Source organism: Bacillus sp. LB7 (genome assembly GCF_030449715.1).
Taxonomy (GTDB): domain Bacteria; phylum Bacillota; class Bacilli; order Bacillales; family Bacillaceae; genus Bacillus; species Bacillus paralicheniformis.
In genome coordinates, this window is sequence record NZ_JASGCA010000015.1 from 54,296 (window position 1) to 69,529 (window position 15,234).

Annotated in this window: 16 protein-coding genes; 2 read left to right on the forward strand and 14 right to left on the reverse strand. The window is 45.5% G+C overall.

Annotation, left to right across the window (positions count from 1 at the left end; translation table 11 throughout):
- Position 1: 1 nt before the first annotated feature.
- The 7 genes from QMZ64_RS17555 to QMZ64_RS17585 all read right to left on the reverse strand — a co-directional run bounded on the left by QMZ64_RS17555 (position 2) and on the right by QMZ64_RS17585 (position 6,188).
- Entirely contained in the window at positions 2 to 1,126 is a 1,125-nt protein-coding gene (locus tag QMZ64_RS17555) for an ABC transporter permease (RefSeq protein WP_301441496.1), read from the reverse strand.
- Positions 1,127 to 1,143: 17 nt separating this feature from the next.
- Complete coding sequence (locus QMZ64_RS17560) at positions 1,144 to 2,079, reverse strand: ABC transporter ATP-binding protein (protein WP_265625389.1); 936 nt, start codon at positions 2,077 to 2,079, stop codon at positions 1,144 to 1,146.
- Positions 2,080 to 2,182: 103 nt separating this feature from the next.
- Positions 2,183 to 3,289, reverse strand: coding sequence for a sensor histidine kinase (locus tag QMZ64_RS17565; protein ID WP_265625388.1), 1,107 nt, complete (start codon positions 3,287 to 3,289; stop codon positions 2,183 to 2,185).
- 14 nt (positions 3,290 to 3,303) lie between these two features.
- Entirely contained in the window at positions 3,304 to 3,942 is a 639-nt protein-coding gene (locus QMZ64_RS17570; protein ID WP_265625387.1) for a response regulator, read from the reverse strand.
- Positions 3,943 to 4,099: 157 nt separating this feature from the next.
- The gene (locus QMZ64_RS17575; protein WP_065644517.1) at positions 4,100 to 4,471 is read right to left on the reverse strand and encodes a DUF423 domain-containing protein; all 372 of its coding nucleotides are present in this window, start codon (positions 4,469 to 4,471) and stop codon (positions 4,100 to 4,102) included.
- Positions 4,472 to 4,538: 67 nt separating this feature from the next.
- A complete protein-coding gene (locus QMZ64_RS17580) occupies positions 4,539 to 5,840 on the reverse strand; it encodes a purine/pyrimidine permease (RefSeq protein ID WP_243941659.1) in 1,302 nt (433 codons plus the stop codon).
- Positions 5,841 to 5,879: 39 nt separating this feature from the next.
- On the reverse strand, positions 5,880 to 6,188 hold the full coding sequence (locus tag QMZ64_RS17585) for a YwdI family protein (protein WP_023857026.1): 309 nt from the start codon (positions 6,186 to 6,188) through the stop codon (positions 5,880 to 5,882).
- A gap of 270 nt (positions 6,189 to 6,458) precedes the next feature.
- Between QMZ64_RS17585 and QMZ64_RS17590 the strand changes: the two genes are divergently transcribed.
- Complete coding sequence (locus QMZ64_RS17590) at positions 6,459 to 7,844, forward strand: aldehyde dehydrogenase (RefSeq protein WP_301441497.1); 1,386 nt, start codon at positions 6,459 to 6,461, stop codon at positions 7,842 to 7,844.
- A gap of 51 nt (positions 7,845 to 7,895) precedes the next feature.
- Here the strand turns inward: QMZ64_RS17590 and QMZ64_RS17595 are convergent, their stop codons facing one another.
- Positions 7,896 to 8,573, reverse strand: a complete 678-nt coding sequence (locus QMZ64_RS17595) for a uracil-DNA glycosylase (protein WP_020453337.1) — start codon at positions 8,571 to 8,573, stop codon at positions 7,896 to 7,898.
- Between the two features lie 13 nt (positions 8,574 to 8,586).
- Entirely contained in the window at positions 8,587 to 9,405 is an 819-nt protein-coding gene (locus QMZ64_RS17600) for a glycosyltransferase family 2 protein (RefSeq protein ID WP_020453338.1), read from the reverse strand.
- A gap of 237 nt (positions 9,406 to 9,642) precedes the next feature.
- Here QMZ64_RS17600 and QMZ64_RS17605 point away from each other — a divergent pair, with 237 nt between their 5' ends.
- Positions 9,643 to 10,455, forward strand: a complete 813-nt coding sequence (locus QMZ64_RS17605) for a bifunctional hydroxymethylpyrimidine kinase/phosphomethylpyrimidine kinase (protein ID WP_243941655.1) — start codon at positions 9,643 to 9,645, stop codon at positions 10,453 to 10,455.
- 34 nt (positions 10,456 to 10,489) lie between these two features.
- On the opposite strand, the gene QMZ64_RS17610 is transcribed toward QMZ64_RS17605, so the two are convergent.
- From QMZ64_RS17610 to QMZ64_RS17630, 5 genes are all read right to left on the reverse strand, one after another.
- Positions 10,490 to 10,756: a hypothetical protein gene (locus tag QMZ64_RS17610; protein WP_065644515.1), complete on the reverse strand. Its 267-nt coding sequence runs from the start codon at positions 10,754 to 10,756 to the stop codon at positions 10,490 to 10,492.
- An 88-nt stretch (positions 10,757 to 10,844) separates the two neighbouring features.
- Complete coding sequence (locus QMZ64_RS17615) at positions 10,845 to 12,281, reverse strand: sucrose-6-phosphate hydrolase (protein WP_265625385.1); 1,437 nt, start codon at positions 12,279 to 12,281, stop codon at positions 10,845 to 10,847.
- Positions 12,282 to 12,299: 18 nt separating this feature from the next.
- A complete protein-coding gene (locus QMZ64_RS17620; protein ID WP_265625384.1) occupies positions 12,300 to 13,679 on the reverse strand; it encodes a sucrose-specific PTS transporter subunit IIBC in 1,380 nt (459 codons plus the stop codon).
- A 244-nt stretch (positions 13,680 to 13,923) separates the two neighbouring features.
- A complete protein-coding gene (locus QMZ64_RS17625) occupies positions 13,924 to 14,754 on the reverse strand; it encodes a PRD domain-containing protein (protein ID WP_243941650.1) in 831 nt (276 codons plus the stop codon).
- Between the two features lie 42 nt (positions 14,755 to 14,796).
- Entirely contained in the window at positions 14,797 to 15,087 is a 291-nt protein-coding gene (locus QMZ64_RS17630; protein WP_243941648.1) for a hypothetical protein, read from the reverse strand.
- Positions 15,088 to 15,234 lie beyond the last annotated feature (147 nt).

The following is a 15,234-nucleotide window of genomic DNA, read 5'->3' on the forward strand; positions in this document are numbered from 1 at the left end:
CTTACAGCCCCTCCCTTCTCTGCAATGAGACAACGGCAATCAGCAGAAATAACAGGGATAAACCGATGTTCAGCAAGATGGCGGGCAGCCCCGCCGCTAGATCGTCCGCAAATATAATGTTCATAATAGCTTCGTTCGTCCAGGCGAGCGGAGACAGGTTTTTGATCAAAGCTAAAACACCTTCCGTACCGTCGACAGGAAAATAAGCGCCTCCGAAAAACGCAACCAGCGGAATCAACACGTTAATGATCGCCACTGCCGCTTCCCCCGTTCTCGTCAAATAACTGACGCCGAGGCCGAGGCATACGGCAAACAATACGATGCTGAACAGCACGGCCGCCACGAGTCCAATATGATCTCCCCAGTTCGCTTTAAATACGTATTTGCTGAATATGACGACGGCAAAAATACACAATCCGTTTGTCACAAGATTGCCAATCAGCTTGCCGGCAAAAATCTCGCCTTTAAGAACCGGTGCGGCGATCAGCCGGTCGGCTGTTTTTCCAAGCCGCTCTCCCCTTATTAAATAACTGGCGCTTAGTGCACTGTAAAGCGCGATCAGAGTGGTCATAGTAACCGCGTAATAATCTATGGAGCCGGGCTTTCTATCTGAGCTGAGCGACGTCTCCTTGATATAATGGTCGCCCGGTGTGTTCCCGAGCACGGCACCCGCTTGCTCAGGAGCGGCTTTGATGATCTCCGCTGCAGCATTGTACCGGTTTGCAAACGCGGTCAGCATTCCTTGAATAATGCTGTTTTTCATACTGTTTTTATCCATTTGGTAAAGCTTGATGCCGCTGTTTTCGATCTCAAGGTAAGCATCGTAGTTCCCTTGTTTGATTTCTTGTCTTCCATCCATATCGGACAATACTTTTTTAAAATGAACGCCGGATGTTTTCGCTTCTTTTGCGAATGTTTTAAAACCTTCCGAAAACGCTCCGTCAGCCTTGTCTTTATACAGAACATGAACCTCGCCGACCGCTGCTGCTTGTTGATCGAAAGCGTTCGTCAGCGCGGTGCCTAAAATCATAATCAGTACAATCGGAAATGCCAGCATAAAAAGGAATGTCCGCTTGTCCCGAAAAGCCGATACAATTTCTTTTTTCGCAATGATGAGTGTATTCAAACCATGGCCCCCCCTTTCTAATCGCGCAACTGTCTTCCGGTCAAGGTCAGGAACACGGTTTCTAAATTAGGCGCTTTTTCTTCCAATGAACGAATCTCGGCCCCGTTTTTCATCAGCTTTTCAATAATCTGGTTTAAATTATTGACGCCTGCATCCGAGTTGATTTTGAGCGTATTGTCTTCAATGGCAGCCGCCTCTACACCGCTGATCGCTTTCAGTTCGCCGATATCGATATTTTCCGCAGATTTAAGAACGACTTGAATATCTTTCGTGTTGGTAATGATCGATTGCAGCTGCTCCTTCGTTCCTTCGGCGATAATTTTTCCGTGATCAACGATGGCGATCCTTGTACAGATCTCTTCAACTTCCTCCATATAATGGCTCGTGTAAATAATCGTACATCCCATCGCATTTAACTTTTTGACGGATTCCAAAATATAATTTCTCGAATGCGGATCAATTCCAACCGTCGGTTCGTCCATGATGATCAGCTTTGGCCTGTGGGCGATCGCGCAGGCGATATTGAGCCTTCTTTTCATCCCGCCGGAAAAGTTTTTCGGAAAGCTTTTATGCTTATCGCTTAAACCGACGAACTGCAATGCTTCTTCCACCCGATTGTGCAAATGGGCTCCGCGCAGACCATAGAGCCCGGCGAAAAACTTCACATTTTCATATGCCGTCAAATCCTCGTAAATGGCCAGATCCTGCGGAACAATGCCAATATTCATTTTGGCGAACTTACGGTGTTTCGCAATTTTTTTTCCGAGAATCAAAATCTCGCCTTCATTGCTTCTCAGCAAACTCGAGATCATGTGAATGGTCGTGCTTTTTCCGGCCCCGTTTGCGCCGAGCAATCCAAATATTTCGCCCTCTTCGATTGAGAGTGATATATTATCGACAGCAACAAAGTCGCCAAATTTTTTCGTTAGATGATGGATTTCCAATACATTCATGTTCTCACCTCATTTTAATTTCATTATAAAAAAAAGATGAAAGGTGCGGCAGTGCAGCATTTCATCTTTTTCACATGAGAAAATTCATATTCAATTCATGAAATCATTCATGCTTGGGCAGCAGGGTGGTGACAGAGAAGCCGTTCGAACCGTCAACAATCACCTTTCCGTTAACAGAAGCGGCCCGTTCCTCCATCCCGATGATCCCCACCCCTTTCTTGATTTTCTGCCGCCCTTTTCCATTGTCTTTCACTTCGGCTTTAATGAGCGTATTCAGCACATGAATATAGATGGATACATGTGTCGCTTCTGCATATTTCACCGAGTTTGTCAGTGCTTCGGTGATATTTTCAAACATAATCTTCCACTGAATTTGAGAAATAACATCCAAATCGCCTTTATGCAAAAATGAAATATTCATATGATACCGCGCCGAACATTCATCGATAAACAGCTTCAATCTATGGATACCCATCTGTTCTGAGGGCGGCTTGACGCTTTTTAACGTCAATCTGATATTTTCGATCCCTTCCTTGGAGATGTTAATCGCGTTTTGCAGGAGCTCGGAAGCTTTTTCCTTGTCTATGTCAAGGACGCGCTTCGCCGCTTCGAGCTGAATCAGCGCTCCTGTCATGGAATGGCCGATTTTATCGTGTATTTCCTGGGAAAGCCGGTTCCGCTCCTCAAGCTTATACGTATATTTGGATTGTCTGATAAACTCTTTGTTTTCCCGCAGCATGTTTGTTACCTTCTCTAGGTCTCTTCTCGTTTGATCGATATGATGTTCAAGCTTTTCAATCCGCGCTGCATCTTGGCTTGCCGCCCAGTACAGCAAAAATTGAAAAGCGGCTGTCAACGCGTAGACCGCTGAGATGCTTTCATTGATAAACAAAACCGGAACGATTGAAGCGGCAAGTACCATCCACTTCGGCAGCCCGAAATCAGCTGCTCCTTCATACAGGCTAAAAGGAAGAAATAAAATAAATAGGGGGTGCACCTCGGCATAAGAAAAAATTGAAATGATGACAGACATAATAATAAAAAGCTTTTTTATTTTTCCTTCAGATAAAATTGCAATCCCGAGGTTCATACAGGCGTAAACAAGAATGCTGAACACAAGCCACGGCAGATTGTCAATTTCCGAAGAAACGCATTGATAGATGATAAATCCCAGCAAAATCAGTTTGCCGGTCATAATCCGCAATTCCATGGTGATCCCCCAGATTAAAAGTTAACTTTTCCAGTTAAATAATAAATTGCGATTTGCGTCCGGTGTTCAAGCCCTGTTTTCCCCAAAATCGAGGAAATATAATTGGCAATCGTACCTTCAGAAATAAACAGTTCTTTCGATATTTCTTTATTGGACAGCCCTCTGGCAATCAGGGCCATAATTCCGAGCTCGCGTTCGGTAAACAGGCTTTCGTCTATTTTGGATTCCGCTTCTTTATGCTCCGCCAAATTGGACTTAATCTTGTCGAGGATGATATCCTGCATGACAGTATGGCCGTTGTACACGCTTTTAATCGCGTCTCTGATTCGCTCAGGCTCGGCATTTTTCACCAAATATCCTTTTGCTCCGTTCCGTATTGCAGCGACGATGTATTCGTCGTCATCAAACGTTGTTAAAATAAAAGGCTTGGCGCCCGTTTCTGAAATGAGCCGCGCAGCTTCCACTCCATCCATGTTGGGCATGCGGACATCAAGCAGTGCGATATCCACAGCTTGGCCGCGGCAAAATTCGACCGCTTGCAAGCCATCCTCCACCGTCGCCAGCACTTCAAATTCATCATAAGTGCTCAATATGATTTTCATACCCTCTCTTATGAATGAATTGTCATCCGCAATGATCACTTTAATTTTCATCTTTGAACGGAGACCGCTTCTCCGCCATGCACATCCCTTCTGTCAAAATGCAAAAGCCGGGTCTTTCGCCCTGTTCATAACATTAAATTACCATGAATCAGCCCCTGTTAAAATAAAAAAAGCCAATCCTTTTCAGGAGATTGGCTTTTTAGTAAAGCTACAAGTATTTGACCGCTGAAACAACAACCATGATCCATGCGGCAATAAACGCCACGCCGCCCAGCGGAGTAATCGCACCGAGGACGCTGATTTGCGTAAGGCTGAGGACATATAAACTTCCTGAAAATAAAACGATTCCGGCAAACATCAGCCAACCTGCCGCAGTTACGCTTCCCGCATCTGTAATCTTTGCCGCGATGAGCGCGACGGCAATTAAACCGAGCGCATGATACATATGATACTGGACGCCGGTCTGCCAGATTTGCAAATATTTCTCGGGAATTTTCCCTTCAAGACCATGAGCTCCGAACGCCCCTAAAGCAACCGCAAGCATAGCATTGACAGCACCTAAAATTAAAAATAATTTCATGATCAAATCCCCCGCCTTTGTTTTATCATCATAGCGCACACGCCTTTAATTTCAACGTTTGCACATCTCATGACACGATATTGTCAAATTTCTTTTTCCGAAGCTGCATCTGTTCCGCAGCAATCGCTACAATTGTTCCAAGGACAAGCCCATTGCTTAAAATAGAAACAAAAACAGGATGCATTCCTTCCAAAGCACTTTCAGGTACAAACATGACCCCCACGCCGGCAAGGAGCGCAATCCCGGTAACAAAACGGATGCGGCCCGCCTCGTCCTTTTCATAAGAATCGAATTCGGCAAATGCCAGGCCGACCATCGTTGAAAACACGACGAAGTTCACCGCAAAGCCGACCGGAGACGGCAGGCTGGCAAAAGTATTCATGACCAGCGGGAAAAAGCTGATGACGATCACGATCAGACTCCCGAGCAAAAACGGTTTTTTCGAAGACATTCTCGTCGTTTGGATAAACCCGGCCGCCCCGGATATCGGCACCGTGCCTACAGCTCCGAGCAATCCGCTCAGCAAATGGCTGACGGAGGCGATAAATCCGGCCGGACGGGCCCGCTTCCTCTCCTCCAGCTTCTCAAACTGTCTGACCGCTCCTTCAACCACCCGTATGCTGGCGAGCATATTGACGATTAACAACACTGTAATAAACAGCGAGGTTACGACTAATCCGCTGTCAAACAGCGGCATTCCGAACGGAAAAATATCCGGAAGGCGGAACAGCTGGTTCGCATGCTCAGGCGCCTTCGCCACGCCGAATACGGCAAATAAGACCCAGCCGCCGAAAAGCGCAATTAAAATTGAATATTGCTTAAGAACCGGAATGTTTGACCGGCTCATCAGAAACGTAGCCAGCATGATCACAACCGCCAGCAAAAACACGGGGATATCGACCTCGTTTTTCCGGTAGCCGATCCCCATGACACCTTTAACGATCGGATCGCTAAGCTGGATGACCAGCAACAGTAAATAAATGCCCGTCACAACAGGGGTAAACATCACAGCCAGCTTATCAATGACTTTAAATAAACTAAAAATAAAGAAGAAAACCGCGCTTAACAGCATCGCTCCCTGTAGCCCCTGAAGCGTTTCGATATGAGTCGCAAATACGGTCCCAGTTAGACCGGAATAAATCGTGTACACGCCCCACCAGAGGCCAGCCGGACTCTCATTAATCGGCAGGCGGTGTCCCAATAAACATTGGATAAAAGCCGTTGTGCCGAGCACGAAAAAAGTGCTTTGAACCAGCCCTGCTGTCTCTGCCTGGTTCAGCCCAAATGACTGCCCGATTGCAATGGGCACCACGATTGCGGACGCAATAATAAATGCCGTCCATTGTAAAGCCCCAAAAAGCAGTTTCAAGTTGATCAACCTCTCTTTTTTAAAACAGCCGGACGGCGCCTAGAAATCAAAAATAGAATCTCCGTTGCCGTCATCTTCATGCTTTTGTTTCTCTTGTTTTTTGTATTGTTCAGCACCGGCGCTCCCCATCATTTTTTCTAGCATCAGCTGGTCGCTCGATGGTTTATTGGCCGTTTGAACATAGGGTGAAGACTGGACGGACGGCCGCTGCTGCGGTTCAACAATGACGTCGCAAAGGGAGCGGATAACCGCGATGTGCATTTTCAATTCGTTTTCCTGGCTGCATTCCTTTGCTTTTTTCAATTCGTCCTCCATCTTCTGCAGCAAACTTGATATATGTATGTTCATCAAATCGATCCTCCAAACCGTTTTCAGTTTCCATTTCATTTTACCAAATTAACTTCTCTCGTGCCGAATGCACTTTGCAAATATCCATTGCGAAAAATTGCCTCTCCTGCTGTGAAATATGGCCTTTTGCACTTTTAAAAAAGATATCTGCAGGCAAACGCAGGTGGAAAACGCCGATTTTCTTACGGCTAGAAGTTGACAGCTGAAAAGGCTGTCACACATAATGAAAAAAACTTCACTCGAATTTCTAAAAGCGAAAGGAAACAGGGAATGGCAGCAGAACGTACACTCTCCATCGAAACGACCGTTACCGAGCAAAAGCGATATTTTTTAAGCGGGGCAACACTCGCTGTTGAAAATCGTCTGGAACAGCTCAACATTCTTAAAGATGCTGTAAAAAAATATGAACGGGACATACTTGAAGCCCTTCAGCAAGACCTTAATAAATCAGAGCACGAAGCCTATATGACGGAAATAGGCATTGTACTGGAAGAAATCCGCTTCATCAGCAGACGATTAAAAAAATGGGCCAAGCCGAAAAAGGCCAAAACGGCCGTCTCGCACATCGGTTCAAAAAGCATCGTCATTGCGGAGCCTTACGGCACGGTCCTGATCATCGCGCCATGGAACTATCCGTTTCAGCTTGCCGTTTCGCCCCTGATCGGCGCACTTGCTGCGGGGAATACCGCCGTCATCAAACCGTCAGAGCTTGCTCCCGCCGTATCAAGCGTCATATCCAAGATGATGAAGGAAATCTTTCCACCCGAATATGTGTCCGTTATTGAGGGCGGGGTGGAGACGAATCAAGAGCTTTTGCGGCAAAAATTTGACTATATCTTTTTTACAGGCAGTGTTCCCGTGGGCAAAGTCATCATGGAAGCCGCAGCAAAACAGCTCATTCCAGTCACACTTGAGCTTGGCGGAAAAAGCCCCTGCATCGTGCACAAGGATGCTGATCTTAAGCTTGCAGCTCAAAGGATTGTTTTCGGAAAGCTGACAAACGCAGGGCAGACGTGCATTGCGCCTGATTATCTGCTCGTACACAAAGATGTAAAAAGCGGGCTGATGCGCGCTCTCAAGCAATCGATCCAAACATTTTACGGAAAAGCGCCGGAAAGCCATCCGGCGTACGGAAAAATCATAAGCGAACGTCATTTCGAACGGTTACTCCGCTTTTTACACAACGAGAATATCGTTACAGGCGGAACGTATCAAAAAGACGCACTTAAAATTGCTCCGGCCATTATCGATGAACCTGACTGGGAATCGCCGATCATGCAGGAAGAAATTTTCGGGCCGCTCCTTCCCGTCATCGGCTATGAAACAATCGAAGACGTTATCCAAATGGTTCAAAGCCGCCCTAAACCGCTCGCGCTCTATTTGTTTACGAATGAAAAAGCGGTACAGAATCACATCCTCAGCCGGATTTCATTTGGCGGGGGATGCATCAATGACACGCTGATGCACAAAGCCACACCTTATCTCCCCTTTGGCGGCGTAGGTGAAAGCGGAATCGGAAGTTACCATGGGTATTACAGCTTTAAGACGTTTTCCCATGAGAAAAGCGTTTTAAAACAGACTAACCTGTTTGACATTTCATTTCGTTACCCTTCATCAAAAAACGGGCTGCGGATCATCAAAAAACTTCTCAGGTAGATAGGAGCCAGACAAAACGAAGAACCGCTTATTTCAGCGGTTCTCGCGATTTTAAAGATTCGGAAGGGACCAATCAATCGGCTCATCACCGATTTGTTCCAAATACTGATTGGCTCTTGAAAACGGTCTGCTCCCGAAAAACCCGTTTCTAGCCGAGAATGGGCTCGGATGCGGCGATTGGATAATGAAATGCTTGGATGTATCGATTCGTTCTTTTTTCATTTGGGCATGCCGGCCCCAGAGAATAAAAACGACCGGCTTATCTCTTTTGTTTAAAACATCTATGATACTGTCTGTCAGTTGTTCCCAGCCTTTTCCTTTATGCGAATTTGCCTGACCCCGTCTCACGGTCAAAACGGTGTTCAGCAGCAGAACGCCTTGCTTCGCCCAACTGACGAGAGAACCGTGATTGGGGATGTCGGCGCCAATGTCATTCTGCAATTCTATAAAAATATTTTTCAAAGAAGGCGGCGGATTGACGCCGGGTTGGACGGAAAAGCTTAAGCCATGGGCCTGACCCGGACCGTGATACGGATCCTGGCCGAGAATCACGACTTTCACATTTTCATAGGAAGTATAATGCAAAGCATTGTATATATCGTTCGGTTCAGGATATACGGTGTGTTCTGCATACTCCCTTTTCAGCATTTCCCTCAGTTCTTGATAGTAAGGCTTATTAAACTCGTCCTTTAGCTGCTGCCACCAGCTGTCATTCAAAATCTGTTTCAATGTTCAGGCCTCCTTAACTCAATTGTCTTGCGGCGGAAAGCCTGGATGCGACAGGTTTTCCGTCCCAGACGATTTCGCTTTCCGCCTCCCTTTTTTTCATGGCAGGTTCTTCGAGAAGTACGAAAAAGTTCTTTGTCGGCAGCTTGCCAAGCTGATGCTTTTCACTCAAGACATCCAAATAATACTGTCTCATTCCGCCAAGATCTCCGGATTGGTTGTCACCCTGATCTGAAAACGCATAGATTACGCTTGCAAAAGGAACCCTTTTCACGCGAAACCGCTCAGCTGCTCTCAGGAAAAAGTCCCAATCCCAATAATTGTGGACGGCAGGATCAAAATAGCCGATCTCGTCATGAAGAGACCGTTTGTACATACTCCCTGAAGGAACATATGTAGAAAACTTCCTCATTTCATCCAAGTTAAAGGAATACGCAAAAAGATAACGGCTTGTCGGAATTCTTTTATCCTCTTTTTCTTCGAAAGACACAATCTCAGCATCCGAATAAACAAAATCAGCGGTCTCCAGCGCATTCAACATTCTTTCCATATGGCACGGAGTGAAAAAATCATCATCATCACACAGCATAATAACATCTCCGGAAGCTTCTTTCACCCCTATATTTCTCGCTTTTACATGCTTCACGTTTTCTTTCAGATGGATAACTCTGATCGGAAGGTCTGAATAAAGGCGCTCAACAAAGTCGACGCTCTCCCCGGCATCATTAACAATAATGACTTCAAACGGCGCAACAGACTGTTTTGTAATGGATTCAAGCAATTCGCACAAAGCGGTGACCCGGTTGTGCGTGACAACTACGATAGATATGTTCATGTTTGTAATATACGCTCCTTCTTATTTCATTCTAAACATATTAAATCATAATGCGAATAATTTCACATGGATCAAAAGATGGTTTGGTTTTTTATGCCAATCCATTCATGAAATTTGGCAGAGGACCGCTGCACTATAAAGCGGCAGCCATTTCATTGTGATCTTGCGAAAAGCTGTCTATAATAAGTAATAAACCAACTTTGGATGGAATCTCTTATCGTGGAGGATTGACTGAACATGACAATGCACAAAGCACTGACAATCGCCGGCTCTGACTCAAGCGGAGGCGCCGGCATTCAGGCGGACCTAAAAACGTTCCAAGAAAAGAACGTCTATGGAATGACGGCCCTTACGGTTGTTGTCGCCATGGACCCTGAGAACAATTGGAATCATCAGGTATTCCCGGTTGATACGGAAGTCATCCGCGCCCAGCTGTCGACGATTGTGGACGGCATCGGGGTAGATGCGATGAAAACAGGCATGCTTCCGACCGTTGACATTATTGAATTGGCTGCAGACACAATCAAGAAGCACAGCATGAAAAATGTCGTCATTGATCCCGTTATGGTATGTAAAGGGGCAAATGAAGTGCTGTATCCCGAACACGCAAAGGCTTTAAGAGAGCTTCTGGCTCCGCTTGCCACGGTCATTACGCCAAACCTTTTTGAAGCCGGCCAGCTCAGCGGACTTGGAGAAATTAAAACGGTTGAGCAAATGAAGGAAGCGGCAAAAGTCATTCACGGCCTCGGCGCTGAACACGTCCTCATTACAGGGGGAGGCAAACTGAATCACGAAAAAGCGGTAGATGTATTATTTGATGGCCGCGATGCAGAAGTCCTCGAAGGAGAAAGAATTGAAACTCCATACACTCACGGGGCGGGCTGCACCTATTCCGCAGCGATTACGGCTGAACTTGCCAAAGGTTCAAATGTAAAAGAAGCCATATATTCTGCAAAAACGTTTATTACGGAAGCGATCCGCGAATCGTTCCGTTTGAATCAATACGTCGGGCCGACGAAGCACTCTGCTTTACGGCTCAGCGGCAAATAAATAACCAGCCCCATTAAAAGGGGCTGGCTTTTATTTAGCTTTCGCGTTTCATCGTTCTTGCAGATGATCTTAAAAAAGTCTCGATCGATTCCACAAAAAGAGCATATTCTTTCATTTGTTCATACGTGTCTTGAAGTTTTTTTTGTATTTCTTCATCATTCGGAATTGTTTTATCTTCAATACCGCCGATCAGCTTCTTCATCTGAAGAAGCAAACCATTGTATTCCTCTCTCGTATCCTCAATATGATCCGCTATTTTTTTCAAACGCACGGCTGTCAACTTCTGCTGGTTTTGATCCAAAAAAACAACCCCTTTATACTGCACTCTCTCTAAAAAAAGCATATCATAAAGGGATTGTACAGAAAATAGCAAACCGCAGCCGCTCCCTTTATACCAACGTCCAGGATGTCACATTCACTATGATTTCTTTTCTGGCACTGATCCAAACATCATTATTTCCCGGGTAAGGAAAATATCTCGCCGTAAAGACTTCCTCTCCCCCATTGACGAAGATTTCAATAGAAGACGCGTCTAAAAAGATGTTTAAATCGCGAAGCTCCTGCAAACGGCACTGTCTGGCTTCCGCTCTTTCATCAACATAGCTGTTTCTCTCCAAGGTTATGATGCCGTCTGCTTTATTGTAAATGAGTCGCGCGGCACCCCTGAAGGAAATCTCAAAGCTCTCTTCAATAAGTTGCGGGCTGATCAAAAGCTCGGTTTTGTCCGGTTGAACAATGTCCAGTTTTTCGGTGGCTTGATTAAGTGATATAGCTGCGTGTTTTTCGTTTTGACGGAGATTTCTAAGCTCCGCGACCGGTTTTTGAACGATTTTATCGTTTTGCAAATGCAATTCCCTCGGCAATGTCATACAGTGCACCCATTGATGCGGAATCGTCGGCTGGCTCTGTTCGTCCTGGTCTGGAACACCCATCCAGGCAACCAATATCCTCCGGCCTGATTCGTCTTTTGTCGTCTGCGGCGCATAAAAATCAAAGCCGCGGTCAAGCTCTTCAAAATCTCCGTGTGTAAAATCTGGTTTCTGCTCGTTCAATTCACCGACAAAATAACCTGACTGATAGACGTTTTGGTAGCGCATCTCTTCTGCTTCAAGGCCTTGCGGACAGACAATTAAGACGTCTTTGCCGTCCAGTTCGAACATGTCAGGGCATTCCCACATATAGCCGAATTCCCCGAGTTGATCTGTATTTGAACCTGTGATGTCGCCAAGGAACTGCCAGTCTTTCAAATTATCCGATTGAAACAGCACCACCCTGCCCTCAAGATTTTCAGTCTGGGCGCCGAGTACCATGTACCAGCTGCCATTCTTTTTCCAAACTTTCGGATCGCGGAAGTGAGCCGTATATCCTTTCGGTAGCCTTGCAACAACCCCCTGTTTTTCAAAAGAGATGCCGTCTTTCGAGACGGCGAGACATTGATAGGCCTCCCTATTTCCCTCGCCGTCTCTGACATTCCCCGTATAAAACAGGTGGAGCACATCATGTTCAGCGATCGCGCTTCCTGAATAACAGCCGTTTTTATCAAACCAGTCGCTCGGCGTGAGGGCGATCTCTTCATGCCGCCAGTTCACGAGATCTGTTGAAGAGTAGTGCCCCCACAGCTTTGCACCGTGCCCCGTTTTAAAAGGCATCCACTGATAAAAAAGATGGTAAACTCCCTTCCACTGAATGAACCCGTTCGGATCATTCAGCAGTCCGACAGGAGGCATGATATGATAATGCAGCCGATAGGGATCAAGGTTTACAATATCCCGGTATTCTTCAACCCGGTTTATTGCCATTTGACGAAGCTCCTGATCTTGGTTCATCGTTTTCCCCTCCTTCCGTCACTTTTTCTCGTCTTCATTAATGCCTAAGATAAAGGCTGTGATAAACGCGACAGACACAGAGATCGCCATTCCGATCAAATAATGGATCAGGTTGCCCATTCCAAGCGGGGCGACAATCGCAATCATCGGAATTCCCGTCAAACCGTAGGCGTTTGCCGCAACATTCATAAAGACAACGTATGCAGCACCGAGCGCTCCGCCGGCCATTGCCGCGATAAACGGCTTGCGGTAACGGAGGTTAACGCCGAAAATAACAGGTTCGGTAATGCCGAGAAAAGAAGAGAAAGCAGCAGGTAAAGCGATTTCTTTTGTTTTTGCGCGCTTTGCCAAAAAGAATACGGCAAGTCCGGCCCCGCCTTGGGCGACATTGGACATAGACCAGATCGGAAGCAGGTAGTTCCTGCCGATATCAGCGATAAGGCCGGCCTCAATCGCGTGGAAACTGTGGTGAACACCAGTTAAAACGATCAGCGAGTATGTTCCCCCGAAAATCAGTCCGGCAACAGGTCCGGCAAGATCATACACATAAGTTAAAACGTTTGTGATCCCTGTACCAAGCATTCTTCCTAAAGGACCGATCGCGATAAAGGCAATAAATCCCGTTGAAATAATCGTGACAAATGGTGTCACTAAAAGATCGATCGCGTTTGGAACAATTTTTCTTACGCCTTTTTCGATTTTACTCATCACATACACGGCAAGCAAAATGGGAACAACGGTTCCTTGATAGCCAAGCATCTCGATTTTGAGTCCGTAAAAGTTCATGACATCCGGTGATGCAGTTGCCAGTCCCCAAGGATTGAACAAGCTCGGGTGAATTAAAATACCTCCAAGTACAGCCCCCAGGTAAGGATTGCTGCCAAATTCTTTCGCAGCACTGACACCGATCAAGATCGGAAGGATAATAAATGCCGCGCTTGAGAACATATCAAGCATTTTATACAGCGCCGCATCAGGATCGACCCACTGAAATGCCTTCATCATCCCCAACAGCCCCATTAATAAACCGCTTGCAACAATGGCCGGAATGATTGGCACGAAAATGTTTGACAGCGTTTTCGCGAATCGCGCCAAAGGATTCATTTTTCCCTTTGCAGCATCGCTGTGCTGAACCGTTTCCTTTTGGTCAAGATTCAGCTCTTTGGCAAACTGTTCATACACTTTATTAACAAGTCCTGTTCCGAAAATAATCTGGTATTGACCAGAGCTCGAAAAGGCTCCTTTTACACCTTCCAGCTCTTCGACCTTTTCCTGGTCGATTTTCTCTTCGTCCTTGATCACCAAACGAAGCCTTGTCGCACAATGAGCTGCACTGATAACATTATCTTCTCCGCCAAGAAGCTGTATAAGACGTACGGCGATTTCTTTGTGATTCATGATGACTCCTCCTTTTTTTTTAAAAAAAGCAGAAAAGACCTAAAATTCACCAACGAATGGCGGATAGATTCTCCCCATTCATCTAGCAAATTTTAGGTCTTGCCTGCTTTACCAGTCACAATCCCCGGTATTTATTTTTTAATACGCTTTCATTTTATTATGTGATAACGCTTTCGTCAACTACTTTTTTATTTTCTGTGAAAATAGACCTAAAAAAAGCCTGATCGCGCGTTATCAGGCGGTATTACCTATAGGAATCATTTAAACGCTGGACATGCAGCGTAATATATCCGACTTCCGATTCCGGAAGATGAAGATCATATTCAGTTTTTACGTAATCCGCCAGCCCTGCCGCACACCGGTAGCTTTCAGGATACTTTTGCCGGATGAAATAAAGCATGTCCTCGTCCATGACATGAAACGCTTCATTTGATTCCAGCCTGTTGATGGCATACCTGAGATGCGTGACAAGACGCTGATATGAGATGCTGTTTTCGTCAATCTTCTGATTAAAACAGCATTCGATTTTTTCTATCAATTCTTTGATGATGTTCGTGTATTTAAGTGTCTTCTGCATGTTTTCCGCATCCATTTTTGCGGTATGAATATGCAGCGCAATATAACCCGCTTCATCATCAGGCAATTCGACTTTCAATTTTTCTTTGACAAAATCGATTGCCCAGAGTCCGATCTCATATTCTTTTTTATAAAGCGCTTTAATTTCATTTATTAATTTATTTTGAATGACGAATCCTTTGCGGACTCGCTCGATCGCAAATGACAAATGATCCACAAGGGCGATGTGGATATGATCGCTCAACGGTGCGGACAGCCGCCCTTCCGCATAGCTGATGATCTCTTCGGCAGCTTCAATATGTTCTTCCGGAAGTGTTTCGAGGATTTGTTTAAACTTTTCATTTTCTTCATGAATGGTGAAAATTTTTTCTACCTTGTTTCTTGGAATGGTATCGTTTTTTCCCTTTTGAAAAGCGATACCAGGTCCCATGACAATTTTTTCTTGACCATCCTCCTTTATGATTGCTGCATTGTTGTTCAATACTTTATAGATTTTCAAAGCTGTCACCCACTTCCCGTTATGAGTGGGATTTTACCTTGTTTAAGTTCCCGTGTAAAGAGTTGGTCCGGCTCTTACCCTCTTCACCGCTTTCTGGCAAACAGCCCGGTTGGGTTCTGTCGTAAAACTGCCGGACATCGCTCTCTTACAGCCCGGCATCCGCTCTGTTGATTCTTCTCTTTTTTCCGAAAAGCCGCCTGCCTGATAAGCATCGGCAGCCTGATATGTACCGCCGGCGAACGCCATCACCTTCATCTGAGTCTCTCTGACAGGCACCACCGCATTCAGCAGCACGGCCGTCCATAATTTTAAAAATGATATCAAACCTTTCATACCGATCCCCTCCAGTTTCGTTGTGATAAAACTAGCAACTCTATTAAACTTTCTTGCTCTATCTTATCCCAGCAAAATGAAAATGTTTGTCACAATGTGTGTGCAAAATGATTCTAGTTTTTAGAAGTTTTGTTGAAAACTGATGGA